Below are 14,699 nucleotides of genomic sequence, written 5' to 3' on the forward strand. Positions count from 1 at the left end.
ACTATGTACAAAGCTTGTACAACTTATGCGACAGCAGGTCGCGCTATTGGATCCATACGGATGCCAGAAGGAAGCCGACCAGCACGTACGGAGCAAATGGCTGCTTGTCGCCAACCTGTTCGGCGAGGGTCTGCAGGCGTTTTTTCACTTTGGGATTGAGCAGGCTCCACAATCGCCGACGCGTCAGCAGCCAGAGCAACACAGCCACGCCGGCGCCGATGAAGGTGCCGAGTACGTAGTAATGACTGGTGGCCAGAGCCAGGGCGCCCATCAGCTTGACGTCGCCCGCGCCGAAGCGCCCGAGCATATAGCCGGGCAAGGTCAACAGCATGACGATGGCCAGGGCCCAGCCGGCTTCACTGGCATCGGCGCCGATCCAGCTCTTGCCGGTGGCGAACAGCCAGGCCAGGGCGCAGGCAGCCACGCCCAGGGTGAGCGTGTTGGAAATCTGCCGTTCACGGACATCCTGTTCAGTACACAAGGCCAGCCACATCAAGACAACTATGCTGTGCATTGGCAAATCGCCATCCCTATTCGTTGAACACTTCTATGCTCAGAGGCAGGTTTCATAGTCAGGGTAGACGCGAACATGCAAGCAGGCCCGGCGGGACGGCAAAAAGGCGCAGCAGCCATCGAATTTGTCGCTGTATTCATGGTGTTTTTTGCAGTGTTCTACGGGCTGGTCAGCTATGCGCTACCGATGCTCATGCTGCAATCGTTCAATCAGGCCAGCAGCGAGGCGGTACGCCGCTGTGTGGCCCTCGACCCCACCAGTGCCTCGTATGCCACTGATGTGCAAAACGTTGCGCGTCAGGCTATCGACCAGCAACTGGCGTGGATGCCGGCGGCGCTGGGCTTTCGCTCGGCCACCGATGCCCAGGTCAGCCTGGCGGCGAACAAGCTGCTGACGGTGACCATCGACTATCCCCGTGAGCGCCTCACCGCGTTGGTGCCGGTGCTGCGCTTGCCCTTGATCGGCGAGGTGCCACGCCTGCCGGCGCGGCTCAAGGCCGAAGCGAGCCTGCAATTATGAGCGGCCTGTTCGATCGTTGGCGCACGGCGGCCGAGCCGGCCGCAGACTATCACCCACCGCTGCCGATCGGCCTGCAGGTCTGGCTGGACGATCAAGCGCGGGTATTGCGCCTGGGCGGCCCGCTGCGCAGCGTGCTCGCTTTGCCCAAGCCGGGCGCCGGGCGACTGCACGATTACCTGCAGCGGCGCAGTTGGCTGGTGATCGAAGGGGCGCCGGCCGATTGGCAAGGGCAGCCACTGGACCTGGATTTTCATGGCGTGCTTGGCCAGCCATTGCACACCCGCGGCTGGCTGCTGCGCCAGAGCGAGGGCTGGATGCTGCAGCTGTTCGATATCGGTGACCTGCTGCACGAACACGCCAGCACGCAGCAGCAACAGGTCGAGCAGCAGCTTGCAGCCGATATCAGCCGTGCCCTGCGCGACTGCAGTGAAGCGCATCTGCAGCAAACCGTCAGCGAACAACTGCAGCGCCTGGCCGAGCACTGGCAAGCGGCCTCGCTGCAGTTGTTACTCTGCGACGATCAACGGTGGCGCAGCTACGCCCGCAGTGACGCAACCTGGCCCTGGCCTGACCCCAGCCGTTTGCAGCCGTGGTTGGCGCAGTTGCCCGCGCAGGGCTTGCTCGATGGCCCTGCGTCTGCCGAGTTGCAGGCGCTGTGTGCCGACCCCGGCCTATGCCTGCTGCCTTATCGGCAAGGGCCGCAGGTGCAAGCCTGGCTGCTGTGCGCCGGTGTCGCCACGCCGCTGCACGGCGAGCCAGCACAGGCCCTGATGCAGGCGCTGCTGCAACCGCTGCTGGGCCACCTGCACCACGCCCGCAGCGTGCATCAGGCGCGGCATCTGCAGCAGCTGCAGCAGCAGTTGGGCGCGGGTTGGTGGGAGTGGTCGCTGAATGGCCCGCTGCAGCTCGACCCATGCCTTGCCGCCAGCCTTGAGCTGCCTGCGCAAGTAAGCCTGGAGCAATGGTTGGCGCGGCTGCATCCGGCCGACCGCGAACCGCTGCAGTTGGCGCTTGAGCAAGCCTGGGCGGGCCGCGAGCTGAGTGTGAGCCTGCGCCTGCCGGGCACTGACGCACCGCGTTGGTTGCATTGGGCAGGGCAACTGCAGGGCCGCCAGTTGCGCGGCTTCATCCTCGACGTCAGTGCGCTCAAGGCCCAGGAGCTGCAAACCAGCGCCGCGCGGGCCCGGCTGGAAAACCTGATCGCCAGCTCGCCGGCAGTGATCTATGTGCAGCGCTGCAGCGACGGCGCGCTGCACAGCGAATTCTTCAGCGCCAGCTTGCAGCCCATGCTTGGCTGGGCGGCCGACAGCGAGCAGGCGCGCCAGCCTGGCCTGGCCGTGCACCCGGATGATCATGCGCTGTGGCTGCAACGCACCCGCGACCTGCTGCGCGAGGGCCAGGCCCGCTGCCGCGTGCGCCTGCGCGACAGCCGCGGCGGTTATCACTGGATTCTTGATGAAGCGCGCTTGCTGCGTGATGACCTCGGCCAGCCGCTGGAAGTGGTCGGCCTGTGGCTGGATGTCAGCGAGGCCACCGAAGCGGCTGAGCGCGTGCGCCAGAGCGAAGAGCGCTATCGGGTGCTGGTAGAAGACTCGCCTGCGATGATCTGCCGCTATCGACCTGACCTGAGCCTGATGTTCGGCAACCGGCCATTGGCCGACTACCTGCAATGCACGCCGGAGCAACTGGTAGGGATGGATCTGGGGCAGTGGTTGTCGCCGGCGCAGCGCGCAGCGTTTGTCGAGCGGCTGCGGCAGCTGACCCCGGAGCAGCCGCTGAGCAGCAGCGAAATCTGTCTGCAGCTGCCCGGCCGCGAGCACGCCTGGTGGATCTGGGCCGACCGCGGCCTGTTCGACGAGCACGGCCAACTGCTGGAAATCCAGGCCGTCGGGCGCGACAACACCGAAGTGCGGCGCAGCCAGCAGCAACTGCTGCAAGGGGCCAAGATGGCGACCTTGGGTGAACTGGCGACCGGCCTGCTGCACGAGATCAATCAGCCGCTGAATGTCATCCGGATGGCCACCGTCAACACCATCAAGCGAGTGGAAAGCGGCCTGGCCGAAACCGACTACCTGTTGGAGAAGCTGCGCCGAATCGAGGCGCAGACCGATCGCGTGGCGCGGCTGGTTGACCATATGCGCGTGTTCGGCCGGCGCTCGGAGGTAGAGCGCGAGTGGTTCCCGGCCTGGACCGCAGTGACTGCTGCGGTGGCGTTGCTCGATGAAGGCCTGCGCGGCAAAGGCGTGAGCGTGCAGGTCAGCGTGCCAGATGAACAGCCGCAAGTGCTTGGCCATCAGGATCAGCTCGAACAGGTGGTGATCAACCTGCTGGTCAACGCCCGCGATGCATTGCTCGGGCTGGGGCGGCGCGACGCGGCGATCAGCCTGCACCAGAGCCTTGAGCCGGGCAGCGTAGTGCTGTGGGTGCAGGATAACGGCGGCGGCATCGATCCCCAGCTGCATGAGCGCATCTTCGAACCGTTCTTCACCACCAAGCCTGCCGGCGTCGGTACCGGCCTTGGCCTGTCGGTCAGTCATGGCATCGTCAGCGCCATGGGCGGCAGAGTGCAGGTGAGCAATCAGGGCGACGGTGCCTGTTTCTGTATTCGCCTGCCATGTCACAGCATCAGCTGAGCGCGGCCCCCGGAGCAGGTCAGGTTGGCGCCCACGGCCGCGTTGTTGAGGTCGATCCCGAGTACCTTCAGCAGGGCGTTGACCAATGGATCGAGGAGGGGGCTGAGCAGGCTTTTGATCACCGGCTCCAGCAGCAGCTTGACGCCGTCGAGCAGGCCGGCGGTCAGCACCAGAATGTCGCCCAGGGCGCTGTTGCTGGTGGGCTTGTAGGCCTCCAGATGAATCCCCATGAGGGTGTCGCTGAGGCTGGCGACCACCAGGGTGTCCGCCAACGGCAGATACGCCGGCGCCAGGCCGATGTTCGGCGGTTCGCTGCTGGCTTTGAACAACAACGGCAGGTCCAGCGGGCCGCTGCCGAGGACCTTGCTGTTGACCCGCACACCGATGCCGCCACCGGCATACGGCACCCGGGTGCCGCACGAGGGCGGCAGGATCAGCAGGCGGCTGCAATAGTTGGTACCGATGTCGATCAGCGGCAGCGCCTTGACTGCTGTGGTGCCTTGGGTGAAGAAAGTCTCAGGGGTATCGAATTTGCCAACCGCGATTTTTACCGCTGATTTGCGCGACGCTGTTTTCAGGCTCTTGGGTGAGCAACTGAACGCATCCGCCGCAGTGGGCGTGAGCATCGCGCTGGCCTCGGCCACTTCCAGGCCGATGTCGATGTGCAGCTTGTCTTCGAGCAGTTTGATGTCGCTGACCTTGCACGGTATCCCGAGCGCGCAGCCTACCGATTGCAGCGTGCCGGACAGATTGAGGCTGAGCAGATTGTTGAGGATATTGGTCAACGGCGCGGCCAGGTCGAGCACTGCATTGAGCAGCCCGGCGATGCCACCCAGCAGCGGCAGGTCAAGGGAGATCAGGGCCCGGATCTGCGCAGTGTGAACAGCCAGTTGATCCTTGCTCGGGTCTCCGATTGCCGAGATCTGCTGCGGCTCGATCACCTTGATGCGCACGCGGCCGTTGAGCAGCCCCAGTACGCTGAGCGGCAGATCGGCGGTTACCGCGCTGTCCCTGGCGGCCAGCTGGATCACCCCCTGCACCATTTGCAGCAGCTGGATGTTCGCATCCAGGCCGGCTTGGGCGGTGCCGTTCTGAATGTTCAGCAGTTCGCCCAGATTGAGCAGGGTACCGTTGGCGCTGCCGGCCGCCAGATTGCCCAGATTGGTCACTACATCCACTGCAGCGCCGCCTTGCTGCAAGACCTTGGCGGCGGCGTTGAGTAACTGACTCAGGGTGGCGTCGGCGTTGAGCAGTTGCTGGTAGTCGCCGGCCTTGACCTTGAGGTCGATGGCCAACTGATCGAGGTATTTGAGCAGGTTGATGTCTGTGTCGGCGATACCCTGCCAGCCGGCGAGGCTGAGTTGTGCAGTACTGCCAAGCGCACTCAACAGGCCGTTGAGCAAGCTCGACTGACGCGAATCCAGGTTAACCAGGGTAGTGCGAATGCGCAGCATGGCCTGGGCGGGGAGGGGCTTGGCCGCCACGGCGCTGGCGCGCAAGGTCGAGGTGGCTGGCAGCTGGCCGTTGCGCACCAGCGCGAACACGCCGCCGGCAATGCTGGTAGTGACCGTATGGCTGACATCAACCTTGATCACTTCGGCACGGGCATTGTTGCTGGTAAAGGCGCGCACGCTGTTGGCGCCGGTCTGCAGGTAGCCACAAAGCGCCTGCAGCGGATCCTCCGGCAAGTGGCCGTTGCGGGTCGCCGCAGCGCGGGCAATGGCGCTGGCTTGTGGGCCGCTGCCCGTGCATACGGCGGATTGGCCGGCGGCTTCCAGCGCCGCCATGTCGGCAATCCGCTGCAACTTGCGTTGCTCAAGATAGAGTCTGCCGCTGTCGACTACCAACAACAGAAACAGCAACGCCAGGCCGAGCGTCATCGCCGCCATCAGGCCGATTGCGCCGCGTTGGCGCAGGGCAGAACGCGTACCCACAGGCACTCCTTTGCCGACCTTCAGCCATGCAGCGTGGCGGCGGTGTCAGGAGTGTAGTCAAAGTGATGGCGAGTTGCCTTGATGGCAGCGCGGATGCGCCACAGGCGAACCTGTGGCGCTCAGGGCTATTTGGCGCGGCCTGGTGGATACTGGCTGAGGACCTGGTCGACGGTCTTCTGAATAGCCTGGTTACGCTCTTCCGGGCTTGGCGGGTAGCGGTTCATGATCTGCTCGGCGCTGCCGCGCCAGACCAGCTTGTCATCGCGGCCGTCGAACATGTCGACCTGAATGGTCGCGACCTTGTAGTCGACGTTGCGCGTTTCGTTGTACATCGGCCCGCCCCAATAGCCACCCCAGTAACCGCCCCAGCCGCCGCCATAGTTGGTGGTGATCTGCTGCTGGCGCTGCTCGACGATCAGGTAGGCGCGCAGTTTGAGGTCTGCGCGAGCGTTACCCTGGGCCAGGCGCAAGCCGCGTTGATCGAGCTGCTGCTCGACCGCCTGGCGAATCCGCTGTTCAGTGAGGTCGCTCTTGATCCGTGGATCGTCCGGACGGTATTGCAAGGCCGGCTCCTGCCAGGCCCAGGTGCGATAGCCGGCAAAATCGCGACCGGCGTCGAAATCCTGCTGGACGTTATTGCTCGAACAGGCGCCGAGCAGCAACGCCAGGGACAACACAACGAGACTGCGCAGCATGGTGGTTTCTCCGTTAAGCATTAACTGGGAGGATAGCCGTTGAGTGCCTTGTGCACGGATTCGCGCAGGGCGCTCTCGCGGTCGCGTGGTGAGTCGTTGTCGGCGCCGCTTTCGGCGCTGGCGCTCCACACCGGCTGACCATCACGGGCATCGAAAAAGGCGATGTGCACCACCATCACCTCAACCTGGTAGGTGCGCACGATCGGCACGCTGCCGTACGCGCCGTAGCCGTTGCGGTAGCCGCCATAACCGATGCCGCCATACGGTGCGCCACCGTAGTAAGGATCGTAGTCGTAATCGCGGACCTGGCGCAGGCGTCGCTCCAGGCGCAGGTCGGCGCTGACCAACAGATCCGCCTGGCCATTGTGCGCCGGGCGCAGCCCGTGCTGATCGAGCGCGCCGCTGACGGCATCGGCCAGTTGCGCGGGGTCGGCGTTGGCTGTGCCGCTGGGCAACTGACCATTGCGCCAGCCCCAGCTGCGGTAGCGGCCGTAGTCGCGTGGCGCGCTTGGGTAGGCGCTGCGATCAAAGGTGGTCGCGGCACTGGCCGGGGCGGGCGGGATCGGCTTGCCGCTGGCCACATACGGGTTACTGCCTTGGCATGCGGCCAGGGCGAAGGGCAGCAGGGCCAGGCAGACAAGACGGTTGAGCATGGTTCCTCCTGGCGCGGTGCAGTCAGAGCGGGCGGCAGACCCAATGCAGGTAGCGGCCCAGGCCGGCGAAGCTTGGGTGGCGGCGGTGAGCCAGCTCCATCTCGAGCAGGTCGAGCAGCTCGGCCTTGTCCTGGAAGTCCTTGGGCATGTAGTCGTGGAACACGCGAACGCCACTTTCAGTTTCGACCGCCCACAGGCCTTCAAGTTGCGCGCGCAGTTCGCGCGGATCAAGTGGTTTCTGCGGGGTCAGGCTCTGCTTCTCGCCGGCCAGGTGATTGCTGCGCAGTTTGCGGAAATGGCCCTTGAGCAGGTTGCGGTAAACCAATGCATCGCGGTTGTAGAATGCCAGCGACAGCCAGCCACCCGGCGCCGTCAGTTGATGCAGCACCGGCAGAATGGTCTCGGGTTCGGCCAGCCACTCGAGCACGGCATGGCACAGCACCAGGTCATAAGGCTCGGTTAACTGGCCAAGCAGATCTTGCCAGGGGGCCTGGATGAAAGTCGCGGTCTGCCCGGCTTCGGCAAAGCGGGCCCTGGCGCCATCGAGCATCGGTGCCGCCGGCTCGGCGAGGGTCACCTGATGCCCGCGCTCGGCCAGCCACAGCGCCATGTGGCCAAGGCCGGCGCCGATGTCGAGAATACGCAGCGGGCGATCGGGCAAGGCTTCGGCGAGGTCGGCTTGGAGCACAGCCAAGCGGATGGCACCTTTGGCACCGCCGTAGATTTTTTCTGCGAAGCGCGTGGCCAGGTGATCGAAATGACGGTCGTTCATCGAGCGAAGCGCCTTTCGCTGTCGGCCAGCTTGGCCCGCACCACCTGGTCCATGTCCAGGCCCAGCTCGCTGCACAGCAACAGCAGATAGAGGACCACGTCGCCGACCTCCTGGCCGGCATGGGCGAGTTGCTCGGGGGCGAGCTGGCGCGACTGGTCTTCGGTCAGCCACTGGAAGATTTCTACCAGCTCGGCCATTTCCACGCTGGCGGCCATGGCCAGGTTTTTCGGACTGTGAAAGCCGCGCCAGTCGTTGTTGTCGCGGATCTGGTGCAGGCGTGTGGTCAGTTCTTGCAAATTCATCGGGGCTCTCCTAATGGCGCATAGCTTCCGGCCAGCCCCGACGTAAAGCAAGTTTGCCGATCAGTTCGGCGCAATCGGCTGCCAGCGGCCCAGCATGTGCAGCAGGTCAGCGTGGCCATCCAGGCGCAGCTCGCCTTGCGCGCCGGCAGCACTGGCGCTGAGCACTACCTCCGACGGCAAGCGCACCGGTTTGAGAAAATCCACTTCGAACACATAGCCGGCCGCCGGCAGGTGCCCGGCCAGCGCAGCCATGGCCATGGCCTTGCTCCACATGCCATGGGCGATCGCCTTGGGGAAGCCGAACAGCTTGGCGGTTGGCGCACTCAGGTGGATCGGGTTGTAGTCGCCACAGACCTTGGCGTAGCGCCGGCCGATATCGCTGTCGGCGTACCAGCGGGTGACCTCGGCCAGCTCACTGGCGAGCTCGGCCTCGACCGGCTCACTGGCCGCTGCTTCAAGCTTGAGGCCGCGCACCAGCATGCGACTGGTTTCGCGCCAGAGCAGGCCGAGGCCGTCTTCGGCTTCGGTGATCAGTTCGAAGGTGCCGCCCTTGGGGTGGGGCTGCAGGTTGTCGGCATACACCGCGAAGTGCAGCCCGTCGATGGCGCCGAGCGGTCGCAGTACCTGAATGCTGTTGTGCAGGTGAACCAGCCCCAGCAACGGGAAGGGGAAGTCTGCCGCAGTCAGCAGTTGCAGTTGCAGGGTGAAGGCCATTACATGCGGATAGGTGGCCGGCAAGCGGCCGTTGTCGGTGAAGTGACACAGCCGGCGATAGGCCGCGAGATTGTCAGGCTGCACCCGCAACTGGCAGCGCAAGCCGCTGGTGGGTAACTGGTCACCGCTGATCTTGCGTTTGCTCAAGGCCCGCAAGTACAGGCTGGCGCTGGAATCGGGGCTGTGCAGGTCTTGCCATTGGCGCGTCATGCTCATGCTCCCATCAAGGCCTGGCCACATACCCGCAGGGCCTGGCCGGTGACTGCGCCGGAGCCGGGCTGGCTAAGCCAGGCAACCGCTTCGGCAACGTCTTCCGGGCGCCCGCCCTGGCCCAGCGAACTCAGACGCCGGCCAGCCTCGCGCAGGCCCATCGGCATCGATGCGGTCATGTGCGTTTCAATAAACCCAGGTGCTACGGCATTGATGCTGGCGCCGCGGCTGGCCAGGATAGGCGCCCAGGCCTGGGCCAGACCGATCAAGCCGGCCTTGCTGGCGGCGTAGTTGGACTGGCCGCGGTTGCCGGCGATGCCGCTGACCGACGCGAGCAGGATGATCCGCGCGTTGTCGCCGAGCGCGCCGGCGTCCAGCAGCGCCTGGGTCAGCACCTGCGGCGCCTTGAGGTTGACTGCCATGACTGCGTCCCAGTAATCCGGGGTCATGTTGGCCAGGGTCTTGTCGCGGGTGATGCCAGCGTTGTGCACGACGATGTCGATACCTTCGGGCAAGCCTGCCAGCAGCTGCTCGGCGGCATCACTGGCGCAGATATCCAGCGCCAGGGCGCGGCCACCCAGGCGTGCCGCGAGTGCTTCGAGGTCCTGGCGGGCCTGCGGCACGTCGAGCAGGGTCACCTCGGCGCCATCTCGAGCGAGGGTTTGCGCAATGGCCGCGCCGATGCCACGGGCAGCGCCGGTGACCAAGGCGCGACGCCCGGCCAGCGGGCGGGTCCAGTCCTGTACCTGGCTGGCGCAGCCTTGGAGGCGCAACACCTGGCCAGAAATAAAGGCGCTCTTGGGCGACAGGAAGAAGCGTAATGCGCCTTCCAGCTGCTCGTCGGCCTCTTCGCTGACATACAGCAACTGCGCGGTGGCGCCGTTGCGCAGCTCTTTGCCCAGCGAGCGGCTGAAGCCTTCCAGCGCGCGTTGGGCGACGCTGGCCAGCGGATCGCCGAGGCTCTCCGGAGCGCGCCCAAGGATGACGACATGGGCACTTGGCGCCAAGCTGCGCAGCAGCGGCTGGAAAAACTCGCGCAACTGGCAGAGCTGATCGCTGTCGGACAAATGGCTGGCGTCGAACACCACAGCCTTGAGCTTGGGCCCCAGGCCCGCTACCCAAGGCTGCGCTTGCAGCCCATCGCCGGCAAAGCTGTAGAGTTCGTCGGTGAGCCGAGCGGCAATGGCTTCGACCCGATTGGCCAGCGGCCCGCCGCCCAACACCAGCGCGCCCTCGACCGGGCGCAGGCGGCCAGCCTGCCAGCGCTCCAGCGGTGCTGGTTGCGGCAGGCCGAGGGCGTCGACCAGGCGACGGCCCAGGTTGGAGTTGGCGAAGCCGAGGTAGCGGTCAGTCATTGCGGGTCTCCCGTAAGGCAAGCATGCAAGTGTGGACCAAGTTTATGTAACGGTCGTTCGACCGGGTTAAAAACACCTAGTCTGTACGGATCAAATTGTTTCAGGAGGAATAACCGCATGCGTTCATCTCGCCGGGTCGCAATTCTGGGCGGCAATCGAATCCCGTTCGCCCGCTCCAATGGCGCCTACGCCAAGGCCAGCAACCAGGCGATGCTAACCGCTGCCCTCGAAGGCCTGCTTGAGCGCTACCGTCTGCACGGGCTGCGCCTGGGTGAAGTGGTCGCCGGGGCGGTGCTCAAGCATTCACGCGACATGAACCTGACCCGCGAATGTGTGCTCGGCTCACGCTTGTCGGCGCAAACCCCGGCCTACGATATTCAGCAGGCCTGTGGTACCGGCCTCGAGGCTGCTTTGCTGGTGGCCAACAAGATTGCCCTTGGGCAGATCGACAGTGGCATTGCCGGTGGCGTCGACACCACCTCGGATGCGCCGATCGCGGTCAGTGAAGGCTTGCGGAGGATTCTCCTGCAGGCCGGTCGTGGCAAAAACCTGGCCGAGCGCCTGAAACCGTTTCTGCAATTGCGTCCGGCCGACCTCAAACCGGCCTTGCCGAGCATTGGCGAGCCGCGTACAGGGCTATCGATGGGTGAGCATTGCGAGCGCATGGCGCAGACCTGGCAGATCAGCCGCGAGGCCCAGGACGAATTGGCCCTGCACAGCCACCAGAAGCTGGCTGCAGCTTACGCCGAGGGTTGGCACGATGACCTGCTCACGCCCTACCTGGGTTTGAGCCGCGACAACAACCTGCGCCCGGAGCTGAGCCAGCAGCAGTTGGCCAAATTGAAGCCGGCGTTCGATCGCAGCGGCCTCGGCACCCTCACTGCCGGCAACTCGACGCCGTTGACCGACGGCGCCTCGCTGGTGCTGCTGGGCAGCGAGCAATGGGCAGCCGAGCAAGGCCTGTCGGTGCTGGCCTATGTGGTCGATGGCGAGAGCGCGGCGGTGGACTTCGTCAAAGGTCAGGAAGGCCTGCTGATGGCGCCGGTGTATGCCGTGCCGCGTCTGCTGGCGCGCAATGGCCTGAGCTTGCAGGACTTTGACTACTACGAAATCCACGAGGCGTTTGCCGCCCAGGTGCTGTGCACGCTCAAAGCCTGGGAAGATGACGAGTATTGCCGCACGCGGTTGGGGCTGGACGCGGCGCTGGGGCCAATCGACCGCAGCAAGTTGAACGTCAAAGGCAGTTCGCTGGCAGCGGGGCATCCGTTTGCCGCAACCGGCGGTCGGGTGCTGGCGAACATGGCCAAGCTTCTGGCAACGGCCGGCAAGGGTCGCGGTTTGATTTCGATCTGCGCGGCGGGCGGCCAGGGCTTGACCATGATCGTCGAGCGTTGAGCCTGGGCTGGCTGCTCGGGCAAACCTGTTAGGCTTGTCTGATCAGAACAACTAGATTGACACCATGCCGAGCAACGGACAACTGACCGCCCCGCGCCCCATCCCTACGCTGGAGCGCCTGCCACGCCCCGTCTATGCCCGCGCCGAGAGCCTCGGCGCCGGCTCATGGACCACTCGCCATCGGCATGACTGGGTGCAGTTTTCCTACGCCATCAGTGGAGTCTTGAGCGTCTACACCAGCGACGGCAGCTACTTCGCCCCGCCGCAGTGGGGCGTGTGGATCCCGGCTGATCTCGAGCACGATGTCGCCACCTCGATGCAAGCCGAGATGCGCAGCCTATATGTGCGCCGCGATGCCTGCCCGTGGGCCAGCGCGCAATGCCGGGTACTTGAAGTCACGCCCCTGGCGCGCGAGCTGATCAAGCAGTTCTGCCTGCTGCCTGCGCATTATCCAGAGGAAGATAGCGCAGAGGCGCGCTTGGTCGCGGTGCTGCTCGATCAGTTACGCGGGCTGCCGGAAGTCGGCTTCAGTTTGCCGCTGCCGCGTCATCCTGGCCTGCTGCGCTTGTGCAACCAGCTGATTGCCGCGCCGGATCAGACGCAGACCCTGCAAGACTGGGCGCTGCAGTTGGGCTGTTCGGAGAAGACCGTGATGCGCCTGTTGCAGCGCGAGACCGGCCTGAGCTTTCGGGTCTGGCGTCAGCGCATGCGGCTGCTGTCATCCCTGGCGTTGCTGGAAGCCGGGGAGAGTGTCACCGAAGCGGCGCTGGGCTGTGGCTATGACTCAACCTCAGCTTACATCGCCGCGTTCAAGCAGATGTTCGGCGTGACCCCAGGCGAGCTGCGCCTGCTCTGACGGCGGTTGGCCAAGAGCAGGCGCGGGCCGGCTGATCAGGTACGGAAGCGGCGGACCAGGCTGTCCAGCTCGTTCGAAAGGCCAGCCAGGCTCTCCGAGTCCTGCCGCGCGGCCTGGGCCAGTTCTGCCACCAACTGCGCATCACCGTGGATCTGGCTGATGTGCCGGTTGATGTCTTCCGCGACCTGATGCTGCTCTTCGGCGGCGGTGGCGATCTGCGTGTTCATGTCGCGGATCACGTCGACCGACTCACGGATCTGGCCAAAGCTGTCGCGGGCCAGGCCAATCCGGCTGACCGACTGCTGCGAGACATCCAGGCTGGCGTGCATCTGCTGGGCAACTTCAGCGGTGCGACTGGCGAGGTTGCCGAGCAGGCCGTCGATTTCGGCGGTGGAGTCTGCCGTGCGCTTGGCCAGCGCGCGGACTTCGTCGGCTACCACAGCAAAGCCGCGGCCTTGCTCGCCGGCCCGGGCGGCTTCGATGGCGGCGTTGAGGGCGAGCAGGTTGGTCTGCTCGGCAATCGAGCGGATGGTGCCCAGAATCGACTGGATCGCGTTGCTGTCACGCTCCAGTTGCTGGATCGACTGCGCTGATTGCTCGATCTCCTGGCTCAGGCGATCAACGCTCTGCACCGCGGCATCGATCTGCTGCTGACCTTCACGCGCCTGCTGCTGGCCGCTGTCGGCCGACTGCGCCGCCTGGCTGCAGGAACGGGCGACTTCGTTGGCGGTGGCGACCATTTCGTGGAAGGCGGTAGACACCATGTCCACTGCTTCGCGCTGACGCCCGGCCGCTTCGGCCATGTCGTTGGAGACGCGCGTCGAGCTGCTGGAGGTGCTGAGAATCTTGCCGGCGGCAGCGCCGATATGCTGGATCAGGCTGCGAATCGCGCCGAGGAACTGGTTGAACCAGCCGGCCAGTTGCGCGGTTTCATCGCGGCCGCGGACTTCCAGGCTGCGGGTCAGGTCGCCTTCGCCTTGGGCGATGTCTTCCAGGCCGCTGCTGACGCTGTTGATCGGGCGCACGATGAGCTTGGCGAACGCGGCACCGACGATTGCGAACAACGCGGCCAGGACCAGCGCAATAGTGCCGATCAGCCAGGTCAGGCGGGTGGTGGTCTGCATCACCTCGCCTTCCTGGATCAGGCCAATGAAGGTCCAACCGAGGGTTTCATCCGGGTAGATGTTGGCCATGTAGCGCTCGCCATTGATCTCGACTTGCACCAGGCCCTTGCCGGCCTTGGCCAGCTCGGCGTAACCGCCGCCAAAGCTGCTCAGTTGCTTGAAGTTGTGGCTGGCGTCGCGTGGGTCGACCATCACGTTGCCGTTGTTTTCCATGAGGATCAGGTAGCCGCTTTCGCCTAGCTTGATCTTCTTGACGATTTCGGTGAGGCCGTTCAGCGAGACGTCGATGTTGACCACGCCGCCGGGGCTGCCCAGCTGGTTGGTTACCGTGCGCACGGTGCTGACCAGCACGGCATCATCGGCGGCCCAGTAATAGGCGCCGGTGCGGATGGTCTTGCCGGGGTTGGCCATGGCCAGTTGGTACCAAGGGCGCTGGCGCGGATCGTAATTGACGAACTTCTGCCCGGCCGGCCAGCCGACGTAGCCGCCGTCGGCGACCCCGTAGGACAGGTAGGCGTAAGCCGGGTGGGCGTCGGCCAGGCGGGTGAAGAAGTCGAGCACCTTGGCGTCTTGCTCGCCCAGGGTGTAAGACGGGTTGGCGCTGGTGTACTTGTTCAGCTCGCTACCGGTGGCGGCAACCATTGGCTGCGCGGCCATGTAGTTGACGTTCTGGTCGATGCCCTGGAAGAAGATGTTCATCGCATTGCTGACCTGGCGAATCTCTCGGCTGCTGTTGTCGAGAAAATCATCGCGGGCCTCGCCGCGCAGGTTGACCACTACCAGGGTAGCCACGAGGACGATGGGCAAGCCGGCAATCACGGCAAACGCCCAAGTCAGTTTTTGTTTGATGTTCATCCACGCTCCCGGAGTATTTTTTTTATCGACGCATGAAACAGGCACTTCAGGGCATCGGCAGCGTGGGCGATTTATAGAGGTCAAATCCCTGTATTTATTGGCCGACGTCGCGTTTGGCGACGATTCGGTCGTGATTGGGCTAATACGGCATACCAAACTGGGCAGGGC

At 64.7% G+C, this 14,699-nt stretch carries 13 protein-coding genes and 1 pseudogene; 4 read left to right on the forward strand and 10 right to left on the reverse strand.

The window, feature by feature from the left end; all coding sequences use genetic code 11:
- Positions 1-43 precede the first annotated feature (43 nt).
- Positions 44-514, reverse strand: coding sequence for a prepilin peptidase (locus tag IDM28_RS02165; RefSeq protein ID WP_188035267.1), 471 nt, complete (start codon positions 512-514; stop codon positions 44-46).
- Positions 515-589: 75 nt separating this feature from the next.
- On the opposite strand from IDM28_RS02165, the gene IDM28_RS02170 reads away from it, so the two are divergent.
- Both IDM28_RS02170 and IDM28_RS02175 read left to right on the forward strand, forming a co-directional pair.
- Positions 590-1,033 (forward strand): TadE/TadG family type IV pilus assembly protein, encoded by a 444-nt coding sequence (locus tag IDM28_RS02170; RefSeq protein ID WP_181089662.1) that lies wholly within the window; start codon positions 590-592, stop codon positions 1,031-1,033.
- Positions 1,030-3,666, forward strand: a complete 2,637-nt coding sequence (locus IDM28_RS02175) for a PAS domain-containing sensor histidine kinase (RefSeq protein ID WP_188035268.1) — start codon at positions 1,030-1,032, stop codon at positions 3,664-3,666. The genes IDM28_RS02170 and IDM28_RS02175 overlap by 4 nt, the downstream gene beginning before the upstream one ends.
- On the opposite strand, the gene IDM28_RS02180 is transcribed toward IDM28_RS02175, so the two are convergent.
- The 7 genes from IDM28_RS02180 to IDM28_RS02210 all read right to left on the reverse strand — a co-directional run bounded on the left by IDM28_RS02180 (position 3,651) and on the right by IDM28_RS02210 (position 10,301).
- Complete coding sequence (locus IDM28_RS02180) at positions 3,651-5,600, reverse strand: pilus assembly protein TadG-related protein (protein WP_316936989.1); 1,950 nt, start codon at positions 5,598-5,600, stop codon at positions 3,651-3,653. The two genes, IDM28_RS02175 and IDM28_RS02180, sit on opposite strands and share 16 nt — an antisense overlap.
- 125 nt (positions 5,601-5,725) lie before the next feature.
- The gene (locus tag IDM28_RS02185; protein ID WP_181089664.1) at positions 5,726-6,295 is read right to left on the reverse strand and encodes a DUF4136 domain-containing protein; all 570 of its coding nucleotides are present in this window, start codon (positions 6,293-6,295) and stop codon (positions 5,726-5,728) included.
- A 20-nt stretch (positions 6,296-6,315) separates the two neighbouring features.
- On the reverse strand, positions 6,316-6,948 hold the full coding sequence (locus IDM28_RS02190; protein WP_150571464.1) for a DUF4136 domain-containing protein: 633 nt from the start codon (positions 6,946-6,948) through the stop codon (positions 6,316-6,318).
- A 22-nt stretch (positions 6,949-6,970) separates the two neighbouring features.
- Positions 6,971-7,720 (reverse strand): methyltransferase domain-containing protein, encoded by a 750-nt coding sequence (locus tag IDM28_RS02195; RefSeq protein ID WP_150571465.1) that lies wholly within the window; start codon positions 7,718-7,720, stop codon positions 6,971-6,973.
- Positions 7,717-8,022 (reverse strand): MazG-like family protein, encoded by a 306-nt coding sequence (locus IDM28_RS02200; protein WP_101316140.1) that lies wholly within the window; start codon positions 8,020-8,022, stop codon positions 7,717-7,719. Before IDM28_RS02200 ends, IDM28_RS02195 begins: the two co-directional genes overlap by 4 nt.
- A gap of 60 nt (positions 8,023-8,082) precedes the next feature.
- On the reverse strand, positions 8,083-8,946 hold the full coding sequence (locus IDM28_RS02205; protein WP_188035269.1) for a MaoC family dehydratase: 864 nt from the start codon (positions 8,944-8,946) through the stop codon (positions 8,083-8,085).
- 2 nt (positions 8,947-8,948) lie between these two features.
- Positions 8,949-10,301, reverse strand: coding sequence for a 3-oxoacyl-ACP reductase (locus tag IDM28_RS02210; protein ID WP_101316142.1), 1,353 nt, complete (start codon positions 10,299-10,301; stop codon positions 8,949-8,951).
- A 117-nt stretch (positions 10,302-10,418) separates the two neighbouring features.
- Here IDM28_RS02210 and IDM28_RS02215 point away from each other — a divergent pair, with 117 nt between their 5' ends.
- Positions 10,419-11,696: an acetyl-CoA C-acetyltransferase gene (locus tag IDM28_RS02215; protein WP_188035270.1), complete on the forward strand. Its 1,278-nt coding sequence runs from the start codon at positions 10,419-10,421 to the stop codon at positions 11,694-11,696.
- A 64-nt stretch (positions 11,697-11,760) separates the two neighbouring features.
- On the forward strand, positions 11,761-12,552 hold the full coding sequence (locus IDM28_RS02220; protein ID WP_101316146.1) for an AraC family transcriptional regulator: 792 nt from the start codon (positions 11,761-11,763) through the stop codon (positions 12,550-12,552).
- A gap of 35 nt (positions 12,553-12,587) precedes the next feature.
- On the opposite strand, the gene IDM28_RS24115 is transcribed toward IDM28_RS02220, so the two are convergent.
- Together IDM28_RS24115 and IDM28_RS24120 are read right to left on the reverse strand one after the other, a co-directional pair.
- The gene (locus IDM28_RS24115) at positions 12,588-13,355 is read right to left on the reverse strand and encodes a methyl-accepting chemotaxis protein (RefSeq protein WP_371411600.1); all 768 of its coding nucleotides are present in this window, start codon (positions 13,353-13,355) and stop codon (positions 12,588-12,590) included.
- Positions 13,356-13,445: 90 nt separating this feature from the next.
- Positions 13,446-14,531 (reverse strand): annotated as a pseudogene (locus tag IDM28_RS24120) (cache domain-containing protein); the annotation flags it as partial.
- Between the last annotated feature and the right edge of the window lie 168 nt (positions 14,532-14,699).

Origin of the sequence: Pseudomonas sp. EZ-C24 (genome assembly GCF_014525325.1) — a bacterium.
Lineage (GTDB): Bacteria > Pseudomonadota > Gammaproteobacteria > Pseudomonadales > Pseudomonadaceae > Aquipseudomonas > Aquipseudomonas shirazensis.

Excerpts from the sequence above, each read along its gene's own strand:
- IDM28_RS02215 (WP_188035270.1), top strand. The coding sequence starts at position 10,419 with ATGCGTTCATCTCGCCGGGTCGCAATTCTGGGCGGCAATCGAATCCCG.
- IDM28_RS02190 (WP_150571464.1), bottom strand. The coding sequence starts at position 6,948 with ATGCTCAACCGTCTTGTCTGCCTGGCCCTGCTGCCCTTCGCCCTGGCC.
- IDM28_RS02175 (WP_188035268.1), top strand. The coding sequence starts at position 1,030 with ATGAGCGGCCTGTTCGATCGTTGGCGCACGGCGGCCGAGCCGGCCGCA.
- IDM28_RS02220 (WP_101316146.1), top strand. The coding sequence starts at position 11,761 with ATGCCGAGCAACGGACAACTGACCGCCCCGCGCCCCATCCCTACGCTG.
- IDM28_RS02205 (WP_188035269.1), bottom strand. The coding sequence starts at position 8,946 with ATGACGCGCCAATGGCAAGACCTGCACAGCCCCGATTCCAGCGCCAGC.
- IDM28_RS02200 (WP_101316140.1), bottom strand. The coding sequence starts at position 8,022 with ATGAATTTGCAAGAACTGACCACACGCCTGCACCAGATCCGCGACAAC.
- IDM28_RS24115 (WP_371411600.1), bottom strand. The coding sequence starts at position 13,355 with ATGGCCGAAGCGGCCGGGCGTCAGCGCGAAGCAGTGGACATGGTGTCT.
- IDM28_RS02195 (WP_150571465.1), bottom strand. The coding sequence starts at position 7,720 with ATGAACGACCGTCATTTCGATCACCTGGCCACGCGCTTCGCAGAAAAA.
- IDM28_RS02170 (WP_181089662.1), top strand. The coding sequence starts at position 590 with ATGCAAGCAGGCCCGGCGGGACGGCAAAAAGGCGCAGCAGCCATCGAA.
- IDM28_RS02210 (WP_101316142.1), bottom strand. The coding sequence starts at position 10,301 with ATGACTGACCGCTACCTCGGCTTCGCCAACTCCAACCTGGGCCGTCGC.
- IDM28_RS02165 (WP_188035267.1), bottom strand. The coding sequence starts at position 514 with ATGCACAGCATAGTTGTCTTGATGTGGCTGGCCTTGTGTACTGAACAG.
- IDM28_RS02185 (WP_181089664.1), bottom strand. The coding sequence starts at position 6,295 with ATGCTGCGCAGTCTCGTTGTGTTGTCCCTGGCGTTGCTGCTCGGCGCC.